The organism is Paenibacillus crassostreae, assembly GCF_001857945.1.
Taxonomy (GTDB): domain Bacteria; phylum Bacillota; class Bacilli; order Paenibacillales; family Paenibacillaceae; genus Paenibacillus_AQ; species Paenibacillus_AQ crassostreae.
The window spans coordinates 4,137,983-4,160,806 of sequence record NZ_CP017770.1 but is presented as its reverse complement, the minus strand read 5'-3'; the positions used below and the strand labels follow the sequence as shown (position 1 = coordinate 4,160,806).

Genomic DNA, 22,824 nt, shown 5'->3' with positions numbered 1-22,824 from the left:
TATTAGATTAACGAATGAAATGACTCCATTGCCTTCTCTTTGAAATAAGCTGCATCTTCATGCATTTCAACTTGGATCTCATGAATATATAGAAAAGCAAACATCCATAACATCTCATATGCTTCTCTTCGTGTAATCGCTTTCGAATTATTGTCTAGTTCGCTACCGTAACCTTTCATGATCTGCGGGTCATTCTTAAATAAGATGGCATCAAACTCTCGGTCAGCGAACATCACCTTATCTGCATCGATAATAGCTGCAATATAAGGAATACCTGCAAGATCTCTTTGTACCAATACATTCGGATCCCATAAATCATTGTGGACAAGCGATGGAACAGTTATTTCATCAAATAACGTAGAATGCGTTACGAAATAGTCTTGAAACCTATCAATTACTGTTAATTCTAGTAAGTTATACTCACGGCAGAGCGCTGCAATTTCTCTAGAGAAATCAATCAATACTTTACCCCATGAAGTTGACCCCTTCACAGAGCCATCAGCTTGAGGAAATCCAAAAGTATCCGCAGATATATCATGCATCTGACGTAAATATTTTCCGAGTTCCACCTGCAATTCCTTATACTCTTCAGACGTAATAGAGGGATCGTTCAATTGAATACTTTCAATGAATGATATTAACATATATGGGCGGTCAATAATCGACCCAGAACCATCATAACGCACAACCTCTGTACAAGGAATTCCAGCTTGAGCCATCAACTCATAAGTGTAAGGCTCAACAGCCATGATATTCTTTTCAAAAGAAAGCAGATGCTCCTTATTTCCTGGAGCTATACGGAGAATAAGCTTCTGAACTGGTGAAGTACATTCCACATAATATGTTGTATTAAATGCTCCACCTTTCATGTGAGAAATCTGCTTCACTTCTGTCTCAGGACCATAGGTATCCATCATGACGGCACGAATTTGATCATCAGTTACACTCTTAAATAATTTATACATTTCCACATAAGCACCTCCTACTTTTAATAGAAAAAACCGAGTCCATCAGACGTATAGGTTTAGGATTAATCTAAGATCCTACCCTATAAACGTCTTGCCGACTCGGTTCTAATAAATTGTCAAACACCTATATTCATGAACTTAAGCTAAAGTGATTTTCACAGAAGTTGCACCTGCTGCTGGTGTAATTACGACACCATCAACACCTGCTTCTGACTTACCGCCATCAACAGAAGCCACTTCGTTAATTCCTCTAAGTACAACGGACCAAGCTTTACCTACGCCACTTGTTGATACTTCAATAACGGAACCAGAACGTGTAGCTGTAACATCAAGTTCTTTCACCGCTTGCAAGTTAACAACTTCAGCATGTGCAGTTGCACCATCAGCCAATTGGAACACATGCAAGCTAACGCCATCAGCGAAATCATAATCTGTTTTGTTATCTTGTTGACCCACGGCAAGGATCGTATTGGATTTAACCATCATTGGTAATGTCATGAAGTCATGGTTCTCACTGTACCAACGATTACCTTCAAGAACCGTTCCTGTAAGATAGTTCGTCCAAGTACCTTCAGGAAGGTAATACTTCACATCGCCTTCTTTATTGAAGATTGGGGCAACTAGGATAGAATCACCGAACATGTATTGTGTATCTAATGGAGCACATGTTGGATCTTCTGGATATTCTAGCATCATCGCTCTCATCATCGGAAGGCCCTTCACAGTAGACTCTACTGCAGAATTAAATAGGTAAGGCATCAATCTGCATTTCAACTTCGTGAATTCACGAACGACATCAACTGCTTCATCTCCGAACAACCAAGGTACCCGGTACGAAGTACTTCCGTGTAGACGGCTGTGGGAAGACAATAGACCGAATTGTACCCAACGTTTGTATACGTCTGGTGCAGCTGTCATTTCGAAACCACTAATATCGTGACTCCAGAATCCGAAACCAGATAGACCTAGTGATAATCCGCCACGAACGGTTTCTGCCATGGATTCATAACTTGCGGAACAATCTCCTCCCCAGTGTACTGGGAATTGTTGTCCACCAACTGTTGCAGAACGTGCGAACAGTGCAGCTTCCCCTTTACCAACGGTTTCTTCCAACACTTCAAATACAGCTTTGTTGTATAGGAACGTATAGTAGTTGTGCATTTTAACTGGATCAGATCCATCATAGTAGACTACATCTGTTGGAATTCTTTCGCCAAAGTCTGTTTTAAAGCTATCTACTCCTTGGCCAACTAGTGTCTTCAACTTGTCTTTATACCACTTAACTGCAGCTGGATTGGTGAAATCAACAAGCGCCATACCTGCTTGCCATTTATCCCATTGCCATACGCTACCGTCAGCTGTCTTAACCAAATATCCATGTTCCATACCTTCATCAAACAAGTGAGATTTCTCAGCAATATAAGGGTTAATCCATGCACAAATTTTAAGACCTTTATCTTTCAAGCGTCTTAGCATACCTTCTGGATCAGGGAACATATCTTTATCCCACTCGAAATCACACCATTGGTATTCTTTCATCCAGAAACAGTCAAAGTGGAATACAGACAACGGAATATCGCGTTCTGCCATACCATCGATGAAATGATTAACCGTAGTTTCATCATAATCTGTTGTGAATGATGTTGTAAGCCATAGACCAAATGTCCATGCTGGTGGAAGTGCTGGTTTACCTGTTAGTTTTGTATAATTATTTAATACTTCTTTTGGAGTACCACCACCAATGATGAAGTATTCAAGTGACTCACCTTCAACACTGAACTGTACGCGTGATACATTCTCAGAAGCGATCTCGTAAGATACTCTCTCAGGATGGTTAACGAACACTCCATAACCTTTATTCGAAAGATAGAAAGGAATGTTCTTGTAGGATTGTTCGGAGCTTGTACCCCCATCTTCATTCCACATATCCACGATTTGACCATTCTTCACAAACGGTGTGAAGCGTTCTCCAAGACCGTAAATATATTCACCAACACCTAGATCAAGTTGTTCCCGGTAAAAAGCTGTCTTGTTAGGATCTTTAATGTAAGCTGGTGCTCTCCAACCACTACCTGTCATACGTTTGCCTGCGAAGTTGAAATCGATATTCCATCCTTCTTTTCTGTTCACTTTAACGCTTAAACTTCCGCTTGTAAGTTCGGCCACTTCTTCGTCAATCGCGATTTGAACATCGGTTTGTTCAGTATACAATTCAAACTCAGGGTTTTTCTTTACTTTACCTTTATGATGATTAAGTTGAACACGAATAACATCTGGCATTGGAGAGCTATAAGTAGCTTTCAACAATGTACCATTCAGTGTGTCACCTTTTGTTTCAATCTTTTTCGTTGCTGCATATACGGTCATTGAATCACCGTTTAGTGTAATGTCACGAATATCTGCGGGATTCTGAACTTCATATCCTTCGCGAATTTGCCAATAACCATCTGTAAATTTCATGTATCTTACCTCCTATGGTTTATACTATAATAATATTGATATAAAACAATCATTTCTTACGTTATTTTGACCAAATGTATCAATATATTGATATCTCACTCTAAATCTACAAGTAAATATCCTAAAGGTGGAATCGAATATCATGAATCGTGACTTATTAAAAGAAAATCGGGTGCATGGTAACCCTATGTACCCTGTTAGCATCTACCCTAATGTGGAACAATTAAATGGCCAAAGTATCTTAGATTGCCACTGGCATGATGAAATGGAGTTCATTGTTGTAAGACAAGGTAGCGCAACGTTCCAAATAAACATGTCCTATTACGAAGTAAATGCAGGTGAAGCCATTTTTGTAAACAGCGGTGAACTTCATGCAGGATATGTAGAAAGGGACCACGGGGTCCCCTGTATTTTCTCAGCAGTTGTATTCAGCCCTGACTTACTCCTTAGCCACGCCTTTGATATTGTGCAGGAGAAATTCATCGATCCATTACTTAAGAAGCAATTACTTCCTCCTCCTCATATCAAAAGAACAGAGTCATGGGAAATTGACATTCTACATTACCTCGACATCATTCTTACAGAGAACGAAAACAAAGCACCAACATGTGAGCTTACGACCAAAGCGCATCTTTATTTAATATTGGCTAATATGGCCAATCACATGCAACAATCAACGAGAAGTAACCCGAATCCGATTGGAAGTCATGAGAAGGTTGAACGAATCAAGATCGTACTGAACTACATTCATGATCATTATCCTGAATCCCTTAAGCTAAAAGACCTTGCTTCAGAAATTAATATGAGCGAAGGTCACTTCTGTCGTTTCTTTAAACAAATGGTACAGAAAACCCCGATTGATTATATGAACAATTACCGTATACAGAAAGCCTGTAAACTACTTGAGAACAGTGACAAGAAAATCGTAGATATCGCCATGGATGTTGGCTTTGATAATCTAAGTTATTTCATCACGGTATTTAAGAATCACAAAAATTGCACTCCATCTGCTTACAAGAAGCAATTCTATGAAGGTTTAAATATTCAAGCAGAAGGAACAGACATTCTGACAATCCACCGGATGTAACTACTAATATAATTACACCAAACTGTATTTCTCTGAATCTATATCTGTAATGAAATGACTCGCTTCTCCCAAACTGTATATATGGAGGAGATGCATCGCCCGTGTACAGACGGTATAGAACAACTTTCGTTCACTTTCACGAGCGTATATTTCATTGGATCCGTTATAAATAATAACCGCATCGAACTCAACACCTTTCGCTAAGTAAGATGGAATAACCAAAGTCCCTTTTACAAAAGATGGTGTAGTCTTAGTAACCTTTTTCAGCGTTAAATGATCCTTAAGATCAGCATATACTTGTTCAGTCTCCTCCAGAGTCTTACAAATAATTGCTGTATGTTCATATCCTGCGGCATTTAATTGATTAATATCTTCAATGATCTTCTGATGGATCCCTTGGATATCGATGTCAACGATAATCAACGGTTTTTCGCCTTGGCGATTAAAAGGGACGATATCCTCTCCACCTGGCATCATACTGCGCGTAAAGTCTACAATTTCATATGTTGAACGATAACTTCTATTTAAATGAATCACTTCTGTATCTTGTGGCCCATATAACTGTTGAAGTGCTTCCATACTGCTCAGAACAGATGCATGGGCATAAATCCCTTGATTTAAGTCTCCTAATGCTGTCATGCGAGCGCGCGGAAATAACTGTTTGATATATTCAAGCTGAAATGGGGAATAATCCTGCACTTCGTCAATGAATACGTGGCGTATCACATTATTACTTTGGAATCCTTGAACTAACTCCTGTAAGTATAAATACGGAGTGGAATCTTCATAAGATAGCTTTCCATTCTTCAAGTCGTTTAACGTACTCTCACTAATTTCATCCCAGTAATGGGGCAATTCGTTATTTCCACTGATGGATTTATGAAGTTCTTTATTCCCAAATAATTGACGATATAACCCTTTAGCATCTACGAACCGTTTACGTTTAATCCATTTGCGAACCGGCTTCAACCATTCATTAACAATCATTCGTGCTAAGAGATTGCGCTCACTCTCATAATCATCAAAGCTATCCTTCTTCGCATGCTGTTTACGGCGAACATGCGTATACGCCTTCTGATATTCGTCCTGCCCTAATAGATCAATCTGATTGTCTACCCATGGCGCCTCTCGTTCCTTCCGAGCGAATAATGTAAGTTCCTTCAGCATCCATTCACGCATCAACTCAATTCGATTGGCCATTCTAACGCCAGGTTCAAAGCTGTAGAACTTATCACTCATCTGTTCTGAAGATAATATCAATCTGCCTTGGAAGCGAATAGGTCTGAACATCATTCCTTGTGTCTCTAAGTATTCCTTATAGCGTAGCATAACCTCTAAGTAAGCAGGAGAAGATTTATAATTAATCGCTGCTCGTTTTATATCAAGAGGGTGACCTTCAGCTGTCTTCAATAAAGATTCCATTTGCGTGAATAAATCTTCAAGTTCGAAATCTTTTGCTAAACGATAATCTAAATACGCCTGAAAGGTTGTTTGTTGCATATTCTCCTCACCTAGTTCAGGAAGAACAGATGATACGTAACTGTTGAACAACGGATTAGGTGAAAATAGAATGACTTGGTCAGCCTTCAAAGTTTCGCGATATTTGTATAATAGATAGGCTACACGCTGAAGAGCAGCGGATGTTTTACCACTTCCCGCCGAACCTTGAACAACTAACATCCGGCTCTTATCGTTACGAATAACAGCATTCTGCTCCCTCTGAATCGTAGCAACGATACTCTTCATATGATTATCTGCACTGTGACTTAATACCTGTTGTAGTAACTCATCACCAATGGTAACACCTGTATCGAATAAAACATCTATCGTCGCATTCCGAATTACAAATTGCCGCTTCAACTTCATTTCACCACGGATTTCTCCCATAGGAGTATCATAACTAGCAGGTCCGGGTGCACCATCATAATATAAGCTTGATACGGGCGCACGCCAGTCGTAAACAAGAAATGTCTCATCATCGTCATCGAGAAATGAGGCAATACCTAGATATATTCTGTCATTCTGATTCGAATCTGTCTCTTCAAAGTCGATCCGACCGAAATAGGGAGAATTCACTAATAATTTCATTTTTTTCAATGATTCTGAAGATTGAAGATGACTTCGTTCGCGTTCAGATAATACTTGAGATTGTTGCCGAAGGCTGGTAGAAGTTTCACCCAAGTCATCAGAACTACTAAAATTCACTCTTACTTCATCCCAGAAATCCTTACGCAAATCAACTACATCTCCGCGTACCGTTCCCACTTCTCTTTGAAGTTTCTGAATTCGATTAGCAATTTTTGTAGTAACTTCCGTTACACGTTGCTGCTCATTATGCCATTCCTGATCACTCGCGCTCATGAATGTTTCATCCCCTAACTTTGTTTGACAATAATATTGTGATATGTTATACTACGATAGTAATAGTATGTAATTTTTATTTTATTGTTTGCATGACATAAACTATTGTAACAAGCTATGGCAGAGAAATCAAGAAATCTAATATTCAAACGGATATCACTTTTTATAAATGATATCCGTTTTTTGTGACTTCACTGATTTTCAACTACTTCATTAAATAAAGGTATAATTTCAATCCCGTCTGCTGATATACGCACCAGTCCTTTATCCGATAAGCGAATTTCAGGGATAACGACTAAACATAAAAGAGACAAGGTCATGAATACATTATTGAGAGTACAACCTGCCTTTAACAATGCTTGACTGATCGCTTCTGATTGAAGAGCAACCTTCTCAAATGGCTCAGGGGACATCAATCCACCTACTGGAAGTGGAAATACAGTGGTCTCTTCTTCAGTCACCATGACTACACCACCTTGCATGTCCACAGCCATGTTCCCTGCCTTCGCCATAAGTACATCATTATTCCCTATCACCGTTAAATTATGACTATCATGTGCTACTGTCATAGCAATGGCTGCCGGAATTTTTAACCCAACACCCATTAGTATCCCTAGTGCGTGACCACCGTTTATTCCATGACGTTCAAAAACAGCCATTTTGCAAAGATTATCAGAATCATTCAGATTAACATGATGATTTTCTACCTTAACTATTGTATTTTGTTCACGGGTATCCACATGATTCTCTACGACTTCGATTGCTTTAGCACCAATCACTCCATCAGCTATTGGAGCCACAATCTTGAAATCATCTTCAACAAGTTGACGTCCAATATGAACAGTCTTAAACGCTTCCTCAGGAATTTGGTATCCAGTCCATGTCGCAGTCATTTGACCATTCTTAGCTACGACTTGACCCGCAGCAATGGTCATCACAACATCTACATCAGATAGATTTCCATCTAACAAGATGATATCTGCACAAGAACCTGGAGTTATTGATCCAATATCTCTTGATACACCAAATCTTTCAGCCGTATTAATAGTAGCCATTTGGAAGGCAGTAACTGGCTTCACCCCTTGAGCAATCGCATGTCGTACTACAAAATTGATATGGCCTTCTCTTAGTAATGATTCAGAACTCCGATCATCTGTTACCAGCATCATACGTCTCGTGTCAATTCCATCTTCAGTATGAGCTTTTATGGTCTCAGCTACATCATGCCAAGCGGATCCCTGTCTCATTTTGGCGTACATTCCAAGTCGAATGCGTTCAATTACATCCTCCTTCGTTACACACTCATGATCTCCACTTATACCACTAGCTGCATATACCGGCAAACGCCAGTCATCCGAGTTCCACGTAAAGTGACCATCTGCATATTTTCCTGCTCGAAGTGTCTCTTGGATTTCACGAATCATTCTGTCATCCCCATATACAACACCAGGGAAGTTCATCACTTCACCTAATCCAATCATATCTGGACCCCATCTTAATGCTTCTGCCACTTCTTCGGGTCCAATGAAAGCACCAGTTGTCTCTAGTCCTGGATGTGTAGAAGGAACACATGAAGCAACCTGCATATAAGCCGCTAACGGCGTACTTCTTGCTTCTTCTAACATGAATCGTAGACCTCTTAGTCCCATAACATTAGATATCTCATGTGCATCAAAGAATCCTCCTGTCGTGCCAAGAGGAAGTACTGCCTTTGCGAATTCAGTTACTGTTAGTTGTGTACTCTCAATATGACAGTGCCCATCCAAAAGTCCTGGTGCAGCATATTTGCCTTGGGCATCAACTACGATTGTGTTCTCATCGATCGTATGACTAATATCTTTTCCTACGTATGCTATTCTAGCATCTCGGATTGCAATAGACATCCCTGGTAGAATTTCACCTGAAATAACATTCACTAACTTCACATTGATTACTGCTAATGTTGCCTTAAGATCTCCACGTGCTGTGGCGACTAGCTCAGGCATACAATCCGCTAATGTTGACCTATACCATTGATTTGATTGAGTCATCGTATCCCCCTCTTATCTTCTATCCAATAATAAGATTACTCTCTATCTGTAAAAGCTTGTTATGTATTATAACAGGAAATAAGCCCACATAACATGATGACCACATAATTCTGTGCATCATACCAATTATCTTAACCAACTCTTCATTGCAGTACCTTTAGTGTTAGAATTATCACTTTCCATATCATTCTTGAGATAATTATCTACCAATCGATTTAGACGATTCAATTGATATCCATATTCATACATCGAAGCTGCGACGATTGTTAATCGGAAGGAATACCCACCTTCTTGATCGATACTACGTTGGATATTTCTTTTAATAAATTCATCACTAGTCTCTTCTGTTAACAGTGCCTCTGTTGTATTGGGCTTGAGCATATGATTAAATTTCAGCAGAATATGTTCATGGAATTTCGTTAACAAAATGATTTCATCTGTAAACTCCTGATCCGTTTCTACTAAGCGGTCTGATTGAAAATAATGCTCGTCAACTTCAGCAAGAACTGCTTGACCCTTTTTCAACGTACTCACCATTTGCTTATAGACCACGATCAGCTTGCTATCCCGCAGTGAACTCTTCTTGAGTTTCTTGGATTCCTCCTCGAATAATGTGTACTTATCCGATAATGAATTTAAATCACTTTCTAATTTATTCTTCTCATCTCTAAATATATTCTCCTTCATTTCATCCGTTATTGAGGTCCGAAGTAATAAGGACATTTGATCGAATACCCCTTGTATTTGACCGTTTAGTTGTTGCTTGGGTCTGGGTGGCATGACCATAATATTGATTAGAAATGCCGAGACAATACCAATAATACTCAGTGTGAATCGATTCAACGCGAAATCCCACTGTCCTGAGGCTTCCATTACAGATATGACTGTAACGAGGGTCAAACCAATCGTATCACCCATATTTAATTTAAGACAAATCATGATAACAAGTATACACACAAGTCCAATAGCAATAGGCTCACTTGAGAAAAAATAACCTGCGAGCATAGCTATGGCAGCACCTAACGTATTCGTCTGTATTTGATCTAGGAAATACCTCCATGAACGATAGATTGATGGTTGCATAGCAAATATAGCAGCAACAGCAGCAATCACGGGAGGTGATAATTCCAGCCAAGAACTTAGATATAAAGCCAATGTAACTGCAATCCCTGTTTTAAGCATTCGAGCACCAAAAGTCATCTTCATCGCCTCCTCTACCATAGATATAGTGTATTACCCTTATGCTATCCAATTGATACAATACAACTGTTGTTATTATGCATGAAATCCTGAGAATGGTTCATACTAATTCTGGAAAGTAAAAGTAACCAGAGGTGAACAAAAGCATGAACCATAAGAGAACCCTAATAAAATTAATCTTAAGCACGACATTAGCCTGTCAAATAATTAGCGGAGCACAAATAAGTGCGTCTACTGCTCCCCCTACCAATGGGCATCACAAACATCACCACCATGGTAGGATCACAAAGGATGCAGCTGATCTATTAGGTATGGAACCGAAGGAATTAATGAGCGAATGGCAGAAAGGTAAGACCCTTATTCAAATCGCTCAAGATCGTAAAGGATGGGACGAAGAAACATTCACCAAAAAAATAAATGAGATACAATTCAAAAAAATAGACGAGGTCGTTAAGTCAGGTAAGATAAGTAAAGAAAAAGGTGAAATGATCAAGCAGAAACTACCTGATAAAATAAAGAAAACGCTGAATCATAAACATGGAAATCACCATGATAAACAACCCGGCACGTATTCACATCTTTAACTACAGTGAATGGCACCAACAGGAGTTTATCCTTCCGATGTTAGCGATACTTCGTATCACTTTAGGGTATCCGTCTCTGTCAAAATATAAAACCCTAACCATAATGGTTAGGATTTTATTATTTATGAAATTCATTTTAGTTTTTTCTTTTTGATCGGTTCCAAAATGGGTACTTCTAGTAAATCGAGTACAAACATAAAAATCGGAACGCCTAGAATCAATCCCCACACTCCCATGAAATGTTCAAATACGATCAGAACAGTAAAAGTATAGAAAATCGGTAAATGCGTCTTAGAGGACATAAATTTAGGATTCATGAAATAAGCCTCAAAAGCATGTAATGCCGCGACCATAATAAGTACATACACTACTTTGATTATTCCACCTATTTTGAATGCAATAGCACATAAAGGGACTAATGAAACAAATACCCCAACGACTGGCACTAAGCCTAGAAGAAAGATCATGATTGCTAGAGCAAATAAATTTGTAAACCCCATCATCCAAAGGAAAAATGTTGATATCAGACAATTAATAATAGAAATAAGAAATTGAACTTCTATTACTTTACCAAAAGAAAATACAAACTTCTGACCAAAATAAGCTAACTCATCATAGAAATAACCAAATTTACTTTCCTTAAATTTCGCACTGAAATGAGTTACTTTCTCCTTCTCCAGCATGAAGAACAAACTCATAATCAACGCTATTCCAATATTTAAACTCCATGTACCAATATCAGAAATTGTCTTCATAATAATACTTACGCCTTGATCAACATAACTCACTACATCAATCTTACGAAGCGATTCCATCAAATAGTTCAAAATTTTATTATCTGTTGGTTCAAATGGTTTACTGTAAAAGGAAATCACTTGCTGCAGAAGATCATTTAACTGTGATATAAGTTTTGGAGCATAATTATATGTACCTAGCGTCAGTGCTGTCAGTACAAGAGCATATAAAATGACAACTAATACGTTCCCATTAATCTTTAATCGACTTGTAACCTTTCTTGTGAGAAATGAATGCAGTCGATTCACCAGATAAGTAATAATAAAGGTGATTAATAATAGATTCATCATACTTCTAAAAAAGTAAAGCGCCAAGATCAACGTTACTAGAACAATAATTCTTTTAACCGCTGGAATTTGAAGACTTTCCTTAAACGACGTCATCAACGATAGTCATTCTCCCTATTTATCATTTTTCTCGAAAATAAGCATATTTCGCTATGTTTCTAATACCACATGAATCTGTAATCAATTATATAAGATATAGGATCGTTTAGTCCATTTATACTCTATAACTTTCGTATTATGCTAGATTATAGCGATAAAAATTAAAATTCCCTTAAATAAATTCATATTTTTTTATAAACTCTTAAGGAATGAATTCACAACATCTGCTAAACTAAGTTCTAGATAGTGTGCATATATTAAAAGGAGGATTACAAAGTAATGACAGACAAAGAAATAGAGAATCCAGAGGAACAATCGTTTGAAGGAAAACGCGAAGAAGCGAACGTCGAAAACAACGAGATTACTGAAAATGAAACTATTGATAATGTAGTAGTTGAAAATCAAGTAATAGAAAATGATGCTGAAGTTATTGAAGTTGAGAATGAATCATTAGATCCAATAAGCAATGAGAATACATCAGATCATATAACAGCAGTTGTTCCACCAGCTAATAATAGCAATCCTAAAACATGGATCGGTATTTCCATTTTGCTAGCAGTCGTTCTAGTGATCGTTCTTATTAAGCCTCCTTTTAACGGCGGTGGAGGAAACGAATCCGTTGCTACTGTTAATGGAGTTGATATAACTAAGGACACCCTTTATAACCAGTTGGTTGAAGTTGGCGGGAAGCAAACACTAAGCAACCTTATTACGGAAGAACTCATTGAACAAGAAGTCAAGAAAGCAAATATTACAGTTACAGATGAAGACGTAACAAAAGAAATAGATTTACTCAAAGCAAATTTCCCAAGTGAAGCCGAATTTGAAACTGCACTTACTTCATCTGGTATGGCAGTAGAAGATCTTGAGAAAGAAATGTTAGTTCAAGTGAAAATTCGCAAATTAGTTGAACCACAAATATCCATTACGGATGAAGAAATTAAAGAATATTTCGATACTAATGTTGGTGCATTTGATACAGCTGAGCAAGTTAGAGCTTCTCACATCTTAGTATCTACGAAAGAAGAAGCAGAAAGCATCTTGAAGGAATTAGAAGGCGGAGCTGATTTCGCAACAATAGCAACTGAGAAATCAATTGATCCCGGTTCTAAGGATGCAGGTGGAGACTTAAACTTCTTCGCTCGTGGCACGATGGATGAAGCTTTTGAAAAGGTTGCATTTGCCTTAGAAAAAGATCAGATTAGTGATATTGTAGAATCTTCCTATGGTTATGGATTCCATATTATTAAAACTACGGACCACAAAGAAGCCCACACAGCAACACTTGAAGAGTCATCGGCTAAAATTAAGGATACGTTAACCAATCAACAACTTTCAACTTTATCTACCACATGGTTAGCAGAACTTCAAGAAAATGCTGATGTTGTGAATACTTTGGAAGTAGATGAGGAAACAACTGAAACAACCGAAACAACTGAGACTACTGAAACCCCTGAGACTACTGAAACAACAGTTGAATAAGTCACACAAAAATGAAACAGGCGATCTTCCGTTCGAATTATGAACAGAAGATCGCCTTTCTTTATTACGGGTTGACCATGCACGTATATTCAAGAATAACGTGGATTCGTTGAAATTTATACACCTAGTAAATCCAAGTGTTTACCAATATGCGATTTGAGGGATTTCTCAAAGGCATCTTCTTTCTTCTCAAGTGTATCAAAGAACTCTTTACTGAATAGACTTTGTCCAGATTCATCTTGTGCCTTCAGTAAAATACCATAAGTGATATGAATTAATTGACGTGCATTATCTTCTTCCATATAATCAGGCAGTTGCTCATCAGTCACTTGATCTAAAGGTTTGATCTTAGAAATATTAGTTGTTACATGGTAATATGCTTTGGCTTCGTGGAAATGTTCCAGCGCATAGGCATGCATTCTACGGTATAATGAAGGATTCTCTTTTGATATCGTTCTGACAGCTTCCAACCAGTTCGTACCTGCTGTTTTGACATGGAAGCGACCTTTTGTATATTTTGCAACTATAGGAAATACACTGAATTTATCACTACCCGAATGGATACTCAACTTAAATCCGAAGTGATCAGCAATCGCTGCATGAATACGTAGTTCTTGCTCAAATTGCTGAAGGTCACCAATATAATCTATTCCTTTTTGGAATTCGCCACAAAATCTTGGAGCCATACTGAATATATTAACCTGTAGACGATCTAACTCAGATGCAACGAAGAAATGAGCTTCTGGTGATGTTGGTGTCATCGTTTCATCAATTGAAATCTCAAAATCTATCTCACGATCTACTGATTTAATATATTTATCATAAATATACGACATGAATGGAATAGCTTCATTATAAATAAGGACACATTTCATGAATTCTTTACGATCGAAAGTAACAGTTTCCTCACCAATTTGGAAGGATTGATCTAGGTATCTATCTTCATAACCGTTGCGAATCTCTTCTGACAATTGCTCATATCTAGCATCTAATTCAATATCATTCAAATCCTGAATGTCACTTGGAATCTTCTCAGAACAATCTAGTGTCAACATCGTAAATCCTAGATCGATAGACATTTGAATATCTGATTCTTCTTTCAGATGATCCCCATCAGCACCGTAGCCGTCTCTGAATCCCTCTTGAAATGCAGCATAACTTGCGGCGTCTAGTACATCAAGATAAGTTCGTCCAGTCAGAGCAAGTTCACGAATACTTTGTTGTGCAAGAATTGGTGAAACTTTACGACCTCGTAACGTGGATAAATGTCCTGGACCTGCAATTCCCAAGCGATCTCCCAAACCAAATGTAGTAGACTGTCTTCCGAAGGCTTTCGGTGATAGATGTGAGAAATACTTGGCTAGAACAATTCTGTTCTCATGAGTTAGCGGGCATAACTTATATCCCTCATCTTGTATATCCCCAGCTAGACTATTAAATAATTCACCATTGCCAACCGCCATTATAAATTTTTTACCTTCTACTTTAATCAAGAGTAAATGATCTGTATCATGTGTGTGTAGTGAACGATCATAAACTTTCACTTGTTCTGATGATGTAGATATTACGCGACCTTCTTTTAACGATTGGGCAATTTGCTTCATATTAATATATCCTCCATATCATTTCGTATAATAGTTAACCTGAGATAATCTTTCAGTAACCTCGTCATATACCTGCTTGATAGGAATTCCATGCGCTCTCGCTGCTTTTGCTGCATCTTCATATTCTGGGGCTTGATGGATAACCGTCTGTTCCTGCCAAGCTTGTTTCACTTGAATCCTTCCATACTTCGTATCCACTTGAACCCATTTACGTTCTAGTATTTTGCGAGACCATTCGCTTCTACGAACACCAAAAGTGGTAGTCTCTCTTAACAGCGCATCTTCACATTGGTCGGTATGTTCAGGTAAAGATAACACAGTCACTAGAACTCCTGGTCTATTCTTCTTCATATAAACAGATGTAAAGTATACATCTAATGCTCCCGCATCCATCAAACGCTCCATTGCGAAAGCCATCATCTCACCTGTACAATCATCTAATTGGGCCTCAAGGACATGAATCTTCTCACGCATTTGTTTCTCATCTTGCTCAATTAGACATACTCGAAGCACATTGGGATGTGAGAAATCCTTCGTCCCAGCTCCGTATCCCATCCTTTCGATGGGTGCAGCTGGGAGTAATCCGAATCGAGTCGCAAGCGCTTTGAGAATCCCTGCACCTGTTGGTGTTGTCAATTCACTCTCCACAGCAAAATCATCTAACGGGATACCCTGTAGAATTTCCAAAGTAGCCGGGGCAGGAATCGGATACAAACCATGTGCCATTCGCATTCTTCCTCTTCCCGTTGGAACTGGCGATGATTCGATGATATCAATCTCAAGATTCTCTAGAGCCAAACACACCCCAATAATATCGATAATAGAATCCATTGCACCTACTTCATGAAAATGAACATCCTCGGGGTTCATCCCGTGAATCTTACCTTCAGCTATAGCAATGGCTTGAAACACCCGAATGCTTCTACTTTTCACACGCTCGGGTAAAGAAGATTCTCTTATATCCTTAATAATTCCAGATGCCTTACGGTGTTCATGACTATGATCATGACTGTGATCATGACTGTGATCATGACTGTGATCATGACTGTGATCATGACTATGATCATGACTATGATCATGACTGTGATCATGACTGTGACTATGTCCGTGATCATGTTCGTGGTCATGACTGTGACTATGTCCGTGATCATGACTGTGTTCATGACTATGGATTTGTACTGCATTGTCAGCATCTTTTCCAAATTGAAGAACTAATTTCTTAGCTGACATTCCTTGCTTAACAACAGTTTCAACTTGCAGCTCAAAGGGATCAAAGGGAAGCGATTTCAATTGTTCACGAATATATTCGATATCAGCTCCTAGATCAATCAGCGCGGACAACGCCATGTCACCCGCAATTCCTGCAAAACAATCGAAATATAGTACTCTACTCATGACTGACTCGCCTCCGCTACTAATTGTTGAATGATGGCGGCATTGTATCCTGCACCGAAACCATTATCAATATTAACTACTGAAATGCCAGCTGCACATGATGTCATCATCGATAATAGAGGTGTTAGTCCCTCGAAATGACAACCATATCCAACTGAGGTAGGTACTGCAATGACTGGCCGTCTTACAAGACCACCAACCACACTAGCTAACGCACCTTCCATACCAGCCACTACGATGACTACATTAGCACTTTGGATGTTCTCGCGAAATGCGAGTAATCGATCTATTCCAGCTACACCAACATCGTAAATACGCTCTACTTTGCATCCCATCCACTCCGCTGTGATCGCTGCCTCTTCAGCAACAGGCATATCCGAAGTTCCACCACTAAGCACAGTAACTTTCCCTATGAAAAGACGTTTAGCTGTTCCATATGTGAAAATTCGAGGAATAGATTGATAGACCGCTTCGGGAAATAATAGCATTAATTCATCAGCTATATTCGGAGCTAACCGGGTTACCATGACACGGCCATGTTTCTCAATTAGTCTAGTAACAATCACCGCAATTTGTTCTTTTGTCTTTCCAGCACCAAATACTACCTCGGGAAATCCCGTTCTTTGTTCACGATCTGTATCTAACTTACAGAATCCCAATTCCTCAAACGAGCTCATGACTTCCTCCTCGTTCCAATACCCTATTCATACTGCCACTTTTATACCCTGAGAGATCCATAGTTACGAATTCATAGCCAATCTTACGCAATTGATTACTTATTTCATTACCCAACTCAATTAAGCGTGTCATTTCACTTTGTTCAACTTCAATTCGAGCAATATTATTATGAGTTCGTACACGTACCTGACGGAATCCTAAGGAAAGAAGATAATCTTCTGCTTGATCTACTTTGCTTAGTTTTTGAAGTGTGATCGTTTCTCCATAAGCGATACGTGATGATAAACATGCGAAGGAAGGCTTATTCCAATTCGATAATCCAAGTTCCCTAGAGAGTTCTCGTATCTCAGGTTTAAACAAATCTGCCTCTTGTAAAGGTCCACGCACACCATATTCTCGTGCTGCTTTAACCCCTGGTCGATGCTCACTCATATCATCCGCAATGAGACCAAATAATAAATGATTATATCCTTCAACACTATCATTGATATGAGGAAGTAACTCTTCGAAAAGATTCTTTTTACAGAAATAACAACGATTCTCCGTATTCTCGACATACCCTGGTATCGAAAGTTCTGAGGTATACACCACTTTATGAGGTGCACCAAGCTCCTGAGCAATCCTCTTGGCGTCTTCCAACTCACGTGATGGATATGTTTCTGAATCTGTCGTTACTGCCAATACATTTGCAGGACCAAGCGTATCTAATGCAACTTTTAGTAAAAGAGTGCTGTCTACACCACCGGAGAACGCTACCACTACACGCTTCATTCCGGATAATATCTGCTTTAGATAGTCATATTTCTGCTGAAGTGTCGACATTTCATCACCCCTTTCATTCCTATTGAAGCGAATGCCATATTTCATCATTTAAGTAGTCATTTCTTTAATATTTGAAGAATCTGAAACTTGAAATTTGGCAATCTGCTTAAAACTATCTTTTAACTGATTATAGACTTGTTGATATAACGGTAATAATTGTTGATAAATTTGATGATTCTGTTCATTAGGTTCAAAGCGAACCTGAGATGAATTCTTAGATGAAGAAGATGAATCCACTAGACTATCAATCATTCCCATAGCATAGAGCCCTAACTTCGCTGCACCTAATCCCGAGCTCTCAATCACTTCTGGAATTTCAACTGGAATCCCTAGAACATCAGCCATCATCTGACAGATGATCTCCGAGCGTAGAACTCCACCCGATGCTCTAATGAGTGAAGGTGTCACAGATAGACCTTCCATTAAAGATACAATCGAGCCAATCTGGAAAATGATCCCTTCCATAGCTGCTCTGAGCATATGTGCCTTATGGTGACTTATTGATAATCCAAAGTATACACCTCTTGCTTTTGCATCCCAGAAAGGTGCTCTCTCACCTGTTAGTAATGGGAGAAAGAGAAGCCCATTAGAGCCTGCTGGAGCCTGTTTAGCGATTTCTAGAAAAGATGTATATTGCTCCAATTGTTGATGACTTAACGGTGCTGCACCATCCGAGAACAACTGCTCCACTGTCCAACGCAACGCCACCCCACCATTATTGGAAGCTCCACCAATGATCCAATAATCTTCTGCCAAAGCATAACAGAACAATCGACCTTCAGGATCAAGTGTTGGTTTGCGAACTACGGCTCGAACCGCACTACTGGTACCAATAGTTACAGCTACTTCACTTGAATCCATAACGCCTATTCCAAGATTAGCAAGAACACCATCAGAGGCACCTATAACAAACGGAGTTCCCTCATTAATCCCTATCATTGAAGCATATTCGGGAACCATTCCTTTTATTATATGTGTGGTAGGAACAGGTTCAGATAATTGGTGTAATTCGACTCCAGTTACTTGAAGCGCTTGAGCATCCCACGCTAGTTGATGAATATTGAACATACCTGTCGCACTTGCGATCGAGTAGTCAATTGTATATTCGTTAAATAATCGATAAAATATATACTCTTTAATACCAATAAATTTAGAAGCTTGTTTATAAATCTCGGGTCGGTTCTTTTGTAACCAGATCAGTTTCGTTAGTGGTGACATCGGATGGATCGGTGTTCCTGTACTCTGATAAATAGACTGTCCGATGCCACTAGTAATTAATTCTTCAGCTGCATCTACACTTCGTTGATCTGCCCAAATGATACTTGGCGTCAACGGCCGGTGATGTTCATCCATGACGATGAGACTATGCATAGCTGAACTGAATGACACACATAAGATATCATCCTTTTCCACCCCTGTTGATAGAATCACAGCCTGGATCCCATCAACTACAGCTTGAAAAATATGCTCTGGATCCTGTTCTGCCATATCTGCTTGTGGAACATCAAGTGGGTAACCAATGGAATGTACGCCCTTTACTTGTCCAGCCACATCAATTACTAATGTTTTTACACTTGTAGTTCCAATATCCACAGCAATTACAACGTTTTGTTCATTATTCATTTGCTAAGATAACCCTCCTGATCAAACTCCCAAACGAATGGTTCACTAATAATCTCTATTCGAGAATTCTTTCTCGCTTCTTCAAGAAGAGTCTCCGAAATCTCAATCTCCCCAAGATGTAGCGTATCTCGAATTCTAATTAGTTTACATTCATGGAAGTCTAGAATATTACAGGTTTTTACAGCAGCTTTTATCGCGTCGCGATCATTACTAAGCGTTGTTGCCTGTTTAGTGGGTGCACATACTGTAGATGTAAGGCCATTAGCGTAAGTAGCTACCCAGTCAGCTTGATCCACCAGCCTTTGAGTCGTAAAATCAGCTGTACCTACACCATTCGCATTCCCTTGCGATTCTTCGGTTAAATCTAATACCACCATCTTGTTAATATCAGGTCCACCATGTGCATATGGAGTTGGGTAACGTCCTGTCACATTGGGATCCATACCATCCCCGCTGATATTTTTTCCAATATAATCAATCACAAGTACATCTGAATTAGGGAATAAAATTTGCGGTAAGCGTCTTTTCGCCTCAACAAGAAGTTCTGGTTCACGTTGCTCGATTTCAGCCGCTGGAACAACCTCTATTCTACAAGTCTGGTCATAGGCATTCTCTACAAGAGCCACCCCGAATACGATCGGTAACTTATCAATCATTCTCTTTGCCATAGCAGGTACATTCTCCGCCATATATTTAAATCCTAATTGATGAGTTGCTTCAGCACCCTTCTGTTTACCCAGACCAATCGCAATCATCTTCAATAGTCCACTTTCAATGGATCCACGAAAAGCCGTATGTGGCTTCACTCGATTAATAACGACAATCGCATCCGCTTCCGTAGCAGAGATTTTGTCTACATACACAGGCAATCCATTCGGAAGTTTATCGATCATAACAACCTCCATGGAAGAGCGTACTGGTACGCCCATGCTCTGTTCATCAATTCCAAGATGTGCAAGCACATCACTTTGTCCTTGATCTGTCGCACCACCGTGACTTCCCATGCAGGGAACGATAAATGGTACGGCTCCCGCTTGTTTCAATTCATCAATAACACATTTTGTTAATTCAGCTATTTTATATATTCCTCGACTTCCAACTGCGACAGCTACCTTACTTCCTATGGCGATCGTTGGAATACATCCGGATTCATCCATCTTTATCTTCAACTCTGCAACAGGATCCTCAAGTTTACTATCATCGAAGTGTTGTCGAATCTTTACCATACGAGGTAAGGGAATATCTTTCAACATTTGACTTAAGAGATCACTCATATCGTCATCGCTCCAAATCCACCATCTACGCGGATAAAAGTTCCTGTAACGAATGAGGAGGCTTTCTTAGACGCTAAATATACGACCGCTCCTTGAAGTTCCTCAGGATCACCAAAGCGATTCATAGGTGTATGAGTCATAATAGATTCAATCCGTTCAGCAGATAGAATCTTACGATTCTGCTCAGCAGGGAAGAATCCTGGAATAATGGCATTGACTCTAATTTGATGCGGAGCAAGCTCACGAGCTAGAAATTTTGTTATACTGTTAACTCCTGCTTTAGATGCAGAATAGGTGAACACTTTGGATAATGGGGGATCAGAGGATACAGAAGAAATATTGACAATTGATCCGCCTTTACCTTGTTCAATCATATATTTACCGAATATTTGGCTGGATAGAACAACACTCTTAAGATTGACGTCCATAATGTTATCCCATTCATCCATACCTAGTTCAAAAAATGGAGTAGAACTATTTGTTCCTGAACAGTTAACTAAAGTATCAATACTTCCTGTCCATGCAATCACTTGATCCAACACGCTTCTAAGATCAGCTTCTACAGTCACATCTGCTTGAAAAACTTGTGACTCACCACCGGCATTCTCAATACGTTGCTTCACATCATTCGCCTTATCGAGGTTACGACCTACGATAGCTACTCGTGAACCTTGAGCTGCTAGCGCCTCGGACATCGCACCTCCAAGCACTCCATTTCCACCTATGACTATTGAAGTTGTACCTGTGAGATCAAATAAATTCATGTTTATAGTCCCTCCATGTTAAATACTCAATTCAGTTAATAACAACGTTGTTATTCATAATAATAATATACTTTATTTATACTGTCTACCAAATTTAAACGAAATCATCCCTTATCGTTTTTGTTCATTTATGTTACAATAACAACGTTGTTATTTGTAGGAGGGATTTATGAAGTGTCAGTGACGATAAAAGATATTGCCGAGCGTGCAGGTGTCAGCTTCTCTACAGTAAGTAAAGCACTTCGTGACAGTCCGTTGGTTCAGGAAATAACGAAACAGAGGATATTAGAAATCGCTCTTGAATTAGGGTATCGACCTAATATCGCTGCTCGCAGACTGGTATCAAATAAGAGTTGGACAATTGGTGTTGTGTGGCCTTCCGTAGAACGTTTTGCACCATCTGCATTAATCACTCGCATTAACAATGAATTGGCCAAGTATGATTATACAACGCTGTTATCTATTAATCAGACCGAACAAGCGATCGAGACTTTCTTGAGACTGCAATGTGATGCGATTCTAGTGTTCTATGATCGTGAAGGTGAAGGAGTGCAGACCTTTACTGATCAACAATCTGTTCCTATCCTTTATTATGGTGTTAATGGACTAACACCCTTTACTACGATTGATGCTACTCGAAGTAAAGCCATAGAGTTAGCAGTAGAACATCTAGTTGCACTTGGTCACGAGCGAATTGCTTATGTTGGTAATATAAAATCTAAAGATCCTTTGCAATCTGAGAAGGTTACATCATTCATTGAGCAAATGAGCAAATATAACCTAGAATTAACAACTGAATCTCTTTTGCCAATGAAAAGTCTGGATACCTACGAAGGTTATATCACTACTAAACAATTGCTAACCTTACCAAATCGACCATCCGCCATCATTAGTGGAAGTTATGATCTCACCAAAGGTATATTGCGTGCTACTAATGAGTTGCAAATTAGAGTTCCAGAACAATTGTCAGTTGTTAGTTATGATAATATCCGACAAATGGATGAACTTGAAGTTCCTATAACGGCCGTTGGGGTTGACCTTACAGAGATTGTTAATACGACAGTACAAACTTTACTTCTGATGATCGATCAAAAAGTATCATTACCCTCAGTATACCTAGAACCAACACTTGTCACTCGTTCATCTACTTCACCATTTATGGGTTAATTGTTTATAAATTTGACAGATAATCAAGTCAAGTGCGAGAGAACATTTTTTGTTAAAAATGCCCCGTTGTCCCAATCTTGCTTCGAAAAAAAATCTGATCAATTAAACGGGCGAGATCTTGCTGATAAAGGGATTCTACTTCAA

The 22,824-nt window shown here is 39.1% G+C and carries 17 protein-coding genes; 4 read left to right on the top strand and 13 right to left on the bottom strand.

Features of this window, described 5'->3' with window-relative positions; all coding sequences use genetic code 11:
- Positions 1–2 precede the first annotated feature (2 nt).
- Positions 3–965, bottom strand: a complete 963-nt coding sequence (locus LPB68_RS19220; RefSeq protein ID WP_232510186.1) for a phosphotransferase family protein — start codon at positions 963–965, stop codon at positions 3–5.
- Between the two features lie 141 nt (positions 966–1,106).
- Entirely contained in the window at positions 1,107–3,428 is a 2,322-nt protein-coding gene (gene yicI, locus LPB68_RS19215) for an alpha-xylosidase (protein ID WP_068655982.1), read from the bottom strand.
- 142 nt (positions 3,429–3,570) lie between these two features.
- Between yicI and LPB68_RS19210 the strand changes: the two genes are divergently transcribed.
- Positions 3,571–4,515, top strand: coding sequence for an AraC family transcriptional regulator (locus LPB68_RS19210; protein ID WP_068655984.1), 945 nt, complete (start codon positions 3,571–3,573; stop codon positions 4,513–4,515).
- A 12-nt stretch (positions 4,516–4,527) separates the two neighbouring features.
- Here the strand turns inward: LPB68_RS19210 and helD are convergent, their stop codons facing one another.
- The 3 genes from helD to LPB68_RS19195 form a co-directional block, all read right to left on the bottom strand.
- On the bottom strand, positions 4,528–6,876 hold the full coding sequence (helD, locus tag LPB68_RS19205) for an RNA polymerase recycling motor HelD (protein ID WP_068655986.1): 2,349 nt from the start codon (positions 6,874–6,876) through the stop codon (positions 4,528–4,530).
- A 191-nt stretch (positions 6,877–7,067) separates the two neighbouring features.
- Positions 7,068–8,906 carry an adenine deaminase gene (locus LPB68_RS19200; RefSeq protein WP_068655988.1) on the bottom strand — a complete coding sequence of 613 codons (1,839 nt, stop codon included), beginning with the start codon at positions 8,904–8,906 and terminating at the stop codon, positions 7,068–7,070.
- Positions 8,907–9,032: 126 nt separating this feature from the next.
- Positions 9,033–10,106: an FUSC family protein gene (locus tag LPB68_RS19195; RefSeq protein ID WP_068655990.1), complete on the bottom strand. Its 1,074-nt coding sequence runs from the start codon at positions 10,104–10,106 to the stop codon at positions 9,033–9,035.
- Between the two features lie 146 nt (positions 10,107–10,252).
- Here LPB68_RS19195 and LPB68_RS19190 point away from each other — a divergent pair, with 146 nt between their 5' ends.
- Positions 10,253–10,690, top strand: coding sequence for a hypothetical protein (locus LPB68_RS19190; protein WP_068655992.1), 438 nt, complete (start codon positions 10,253–10,255; stop codon positions 10,688–10,690).
- A 131-nt stretch (positions 10,691–10,821) separates the two neighbouring features.
- Here LPB68_RS19190 and LPB68_RS19185 read toward each other — a convergent pair whose 3' ends face one another.
- Positions 10,822–11,868, bottom strand: a complete 1,047-nt coding sequence (locus tag LPB68_RS19185) for an AI-2E family transporter (protein WP_068655994.1) — start codon at positions 11,866–11,868, stop codon at positions 10,822–10,824.
- 282 nt (positions 11,869–12,150) lie between these two features.
- Here LPB68_RS19185 and LPB68_RS19180 point away from each other — a divergent pair, with 282 nt between their 5' ends.
- A complete protein-coding gene (locus LPB68_RS19180) occupies positions 12,151–13,353 on the top strand; it encodes a foldase protein PrsA (RefSeq protein ID WP_068655995.1) in 1,203 nt (400 codons plus the stop codon).
- Between the two features lie 116 nt (positions 13,354–13,469).
- Here LPB68_RS19180 and LPB68_RS19175 read toward each other — a convergent pair whose 3' ends face one another.
- Genes LPB68_RS19175 through LPB68_RS19145 form a run of 7 tightly spaced genes read right to left on the bottom strand, consistent with a single transcriptional unit; the run spans position 13,470 to position 21,513 of the window.
- Positions 13,470–14,957 (bottom strand): tagaturonate epimerase family protein, encoded by a 1,488-nt coding sequence (locus LPB68_RS19175; protein WP_068655997.1) that lies wholly within the window; start codon positions 14,955–14,957, stop codon positions 13,470–13,472.
- An 18-nt stretch (positions 14,958–14,975) separates the two neighbouring features.
- Positions 14,976–16,352: a nickel pincer cofactor biosynthesis protein LarC gene (gene larC / locus LPB68_RS19170; protein WP_068656000.1), complete on the bottom strand. Its 1,377-nt coding sequence runs from the start codon at positions 16,350–16,352 to the stop codon at positions 14,976–14,978.
- Positions 16,349–17,029 carry a nickel pincer cofactor biosynthesis protein LarB gene (gene larB, locus LPB68_RS19165; protein WP_068656002.1) on the bottom strand — a complete coding sequence of 227 codons (681 nt, stop codon included), beginning with the start codon at positions 17,027–17,029 and terminating at the stop codon, positions 16,349–16,351. Before larB ends, larC begins: the two co-directional genes overlap by 4 nt.
- Entirely contained in the window at positions 17,016–17,852 is an 837-nt protein-coding gene (gene larE, locus LPB68_RS19160; protein ID WP_082865606.1) for an ATP-dependent sacrificial sulfur transferase LarE, read from the bottom strand. Before larE ends, larB begins: the two co-directional genes overlap by 14 nt.
- Positions 17,853–17,900: 48 nt before the next feature.
- On the bottom strand, positions 17,901–19,475 hold the full coding sequence (locus LPB68_RS19155) for a gluconokinase (RefSeq protein ID WP_068656003.1): 1,575 nt from the start codon (positions 19,473–19,475) through the stop codon (positions 17,901–17,903).
- A complete protein-coding gene (locus tag LPB68_RS19150; RefSeq protein WP_068656005.1) occupies positions 19,472–20,749 on the bottom strand; it encodes a nickel pincer cofactor-dependent isomerase, group 22 in 1,278 nt (425 codons plus the stop codon). Before LPB68_RS19150 ends, LPB68_RS19155 begins: the two co-directional genes overlap by 4 nt.
- The gene (locus LPB68_RS19145) at positions 20,746–21,513 is read right to left on the bottom strand and encodes an SDR family oxidoreductase (protein WP_068656007.1); all 768 of its coding nucleotides are present in this window, start codon (positions 21,511–21,513) and stop codon (positions 20,746–20,748) included. The genes LPB68_RS19150 and LPB68_RS19145 overlap by 4 nt, the downstream gene beginning before the upstream one ends.
- Before the next feature lie 174 nt (positions 21,514–21,687).
- Between LPB68_RS19145 and LPB68_RS19140 the strand changes: the two genes are divergently transcribed.
- Positions 21,688–22,680 carry a LacI family DNA-binding transcriptional regulator gene (locus tag LPB68_RS19140; protein ID WP_068656009.1) on the top strand — a complete coding sequence of 331 codons (993 nt, stop codon included), beginning with the start codon at positions 21,688–21,690 and terminating at the stop codon, positions 22,678–22,680.
- The last annotated feature ends 144 nt before the right edge of the window (positions 22,681–22,824 follow it).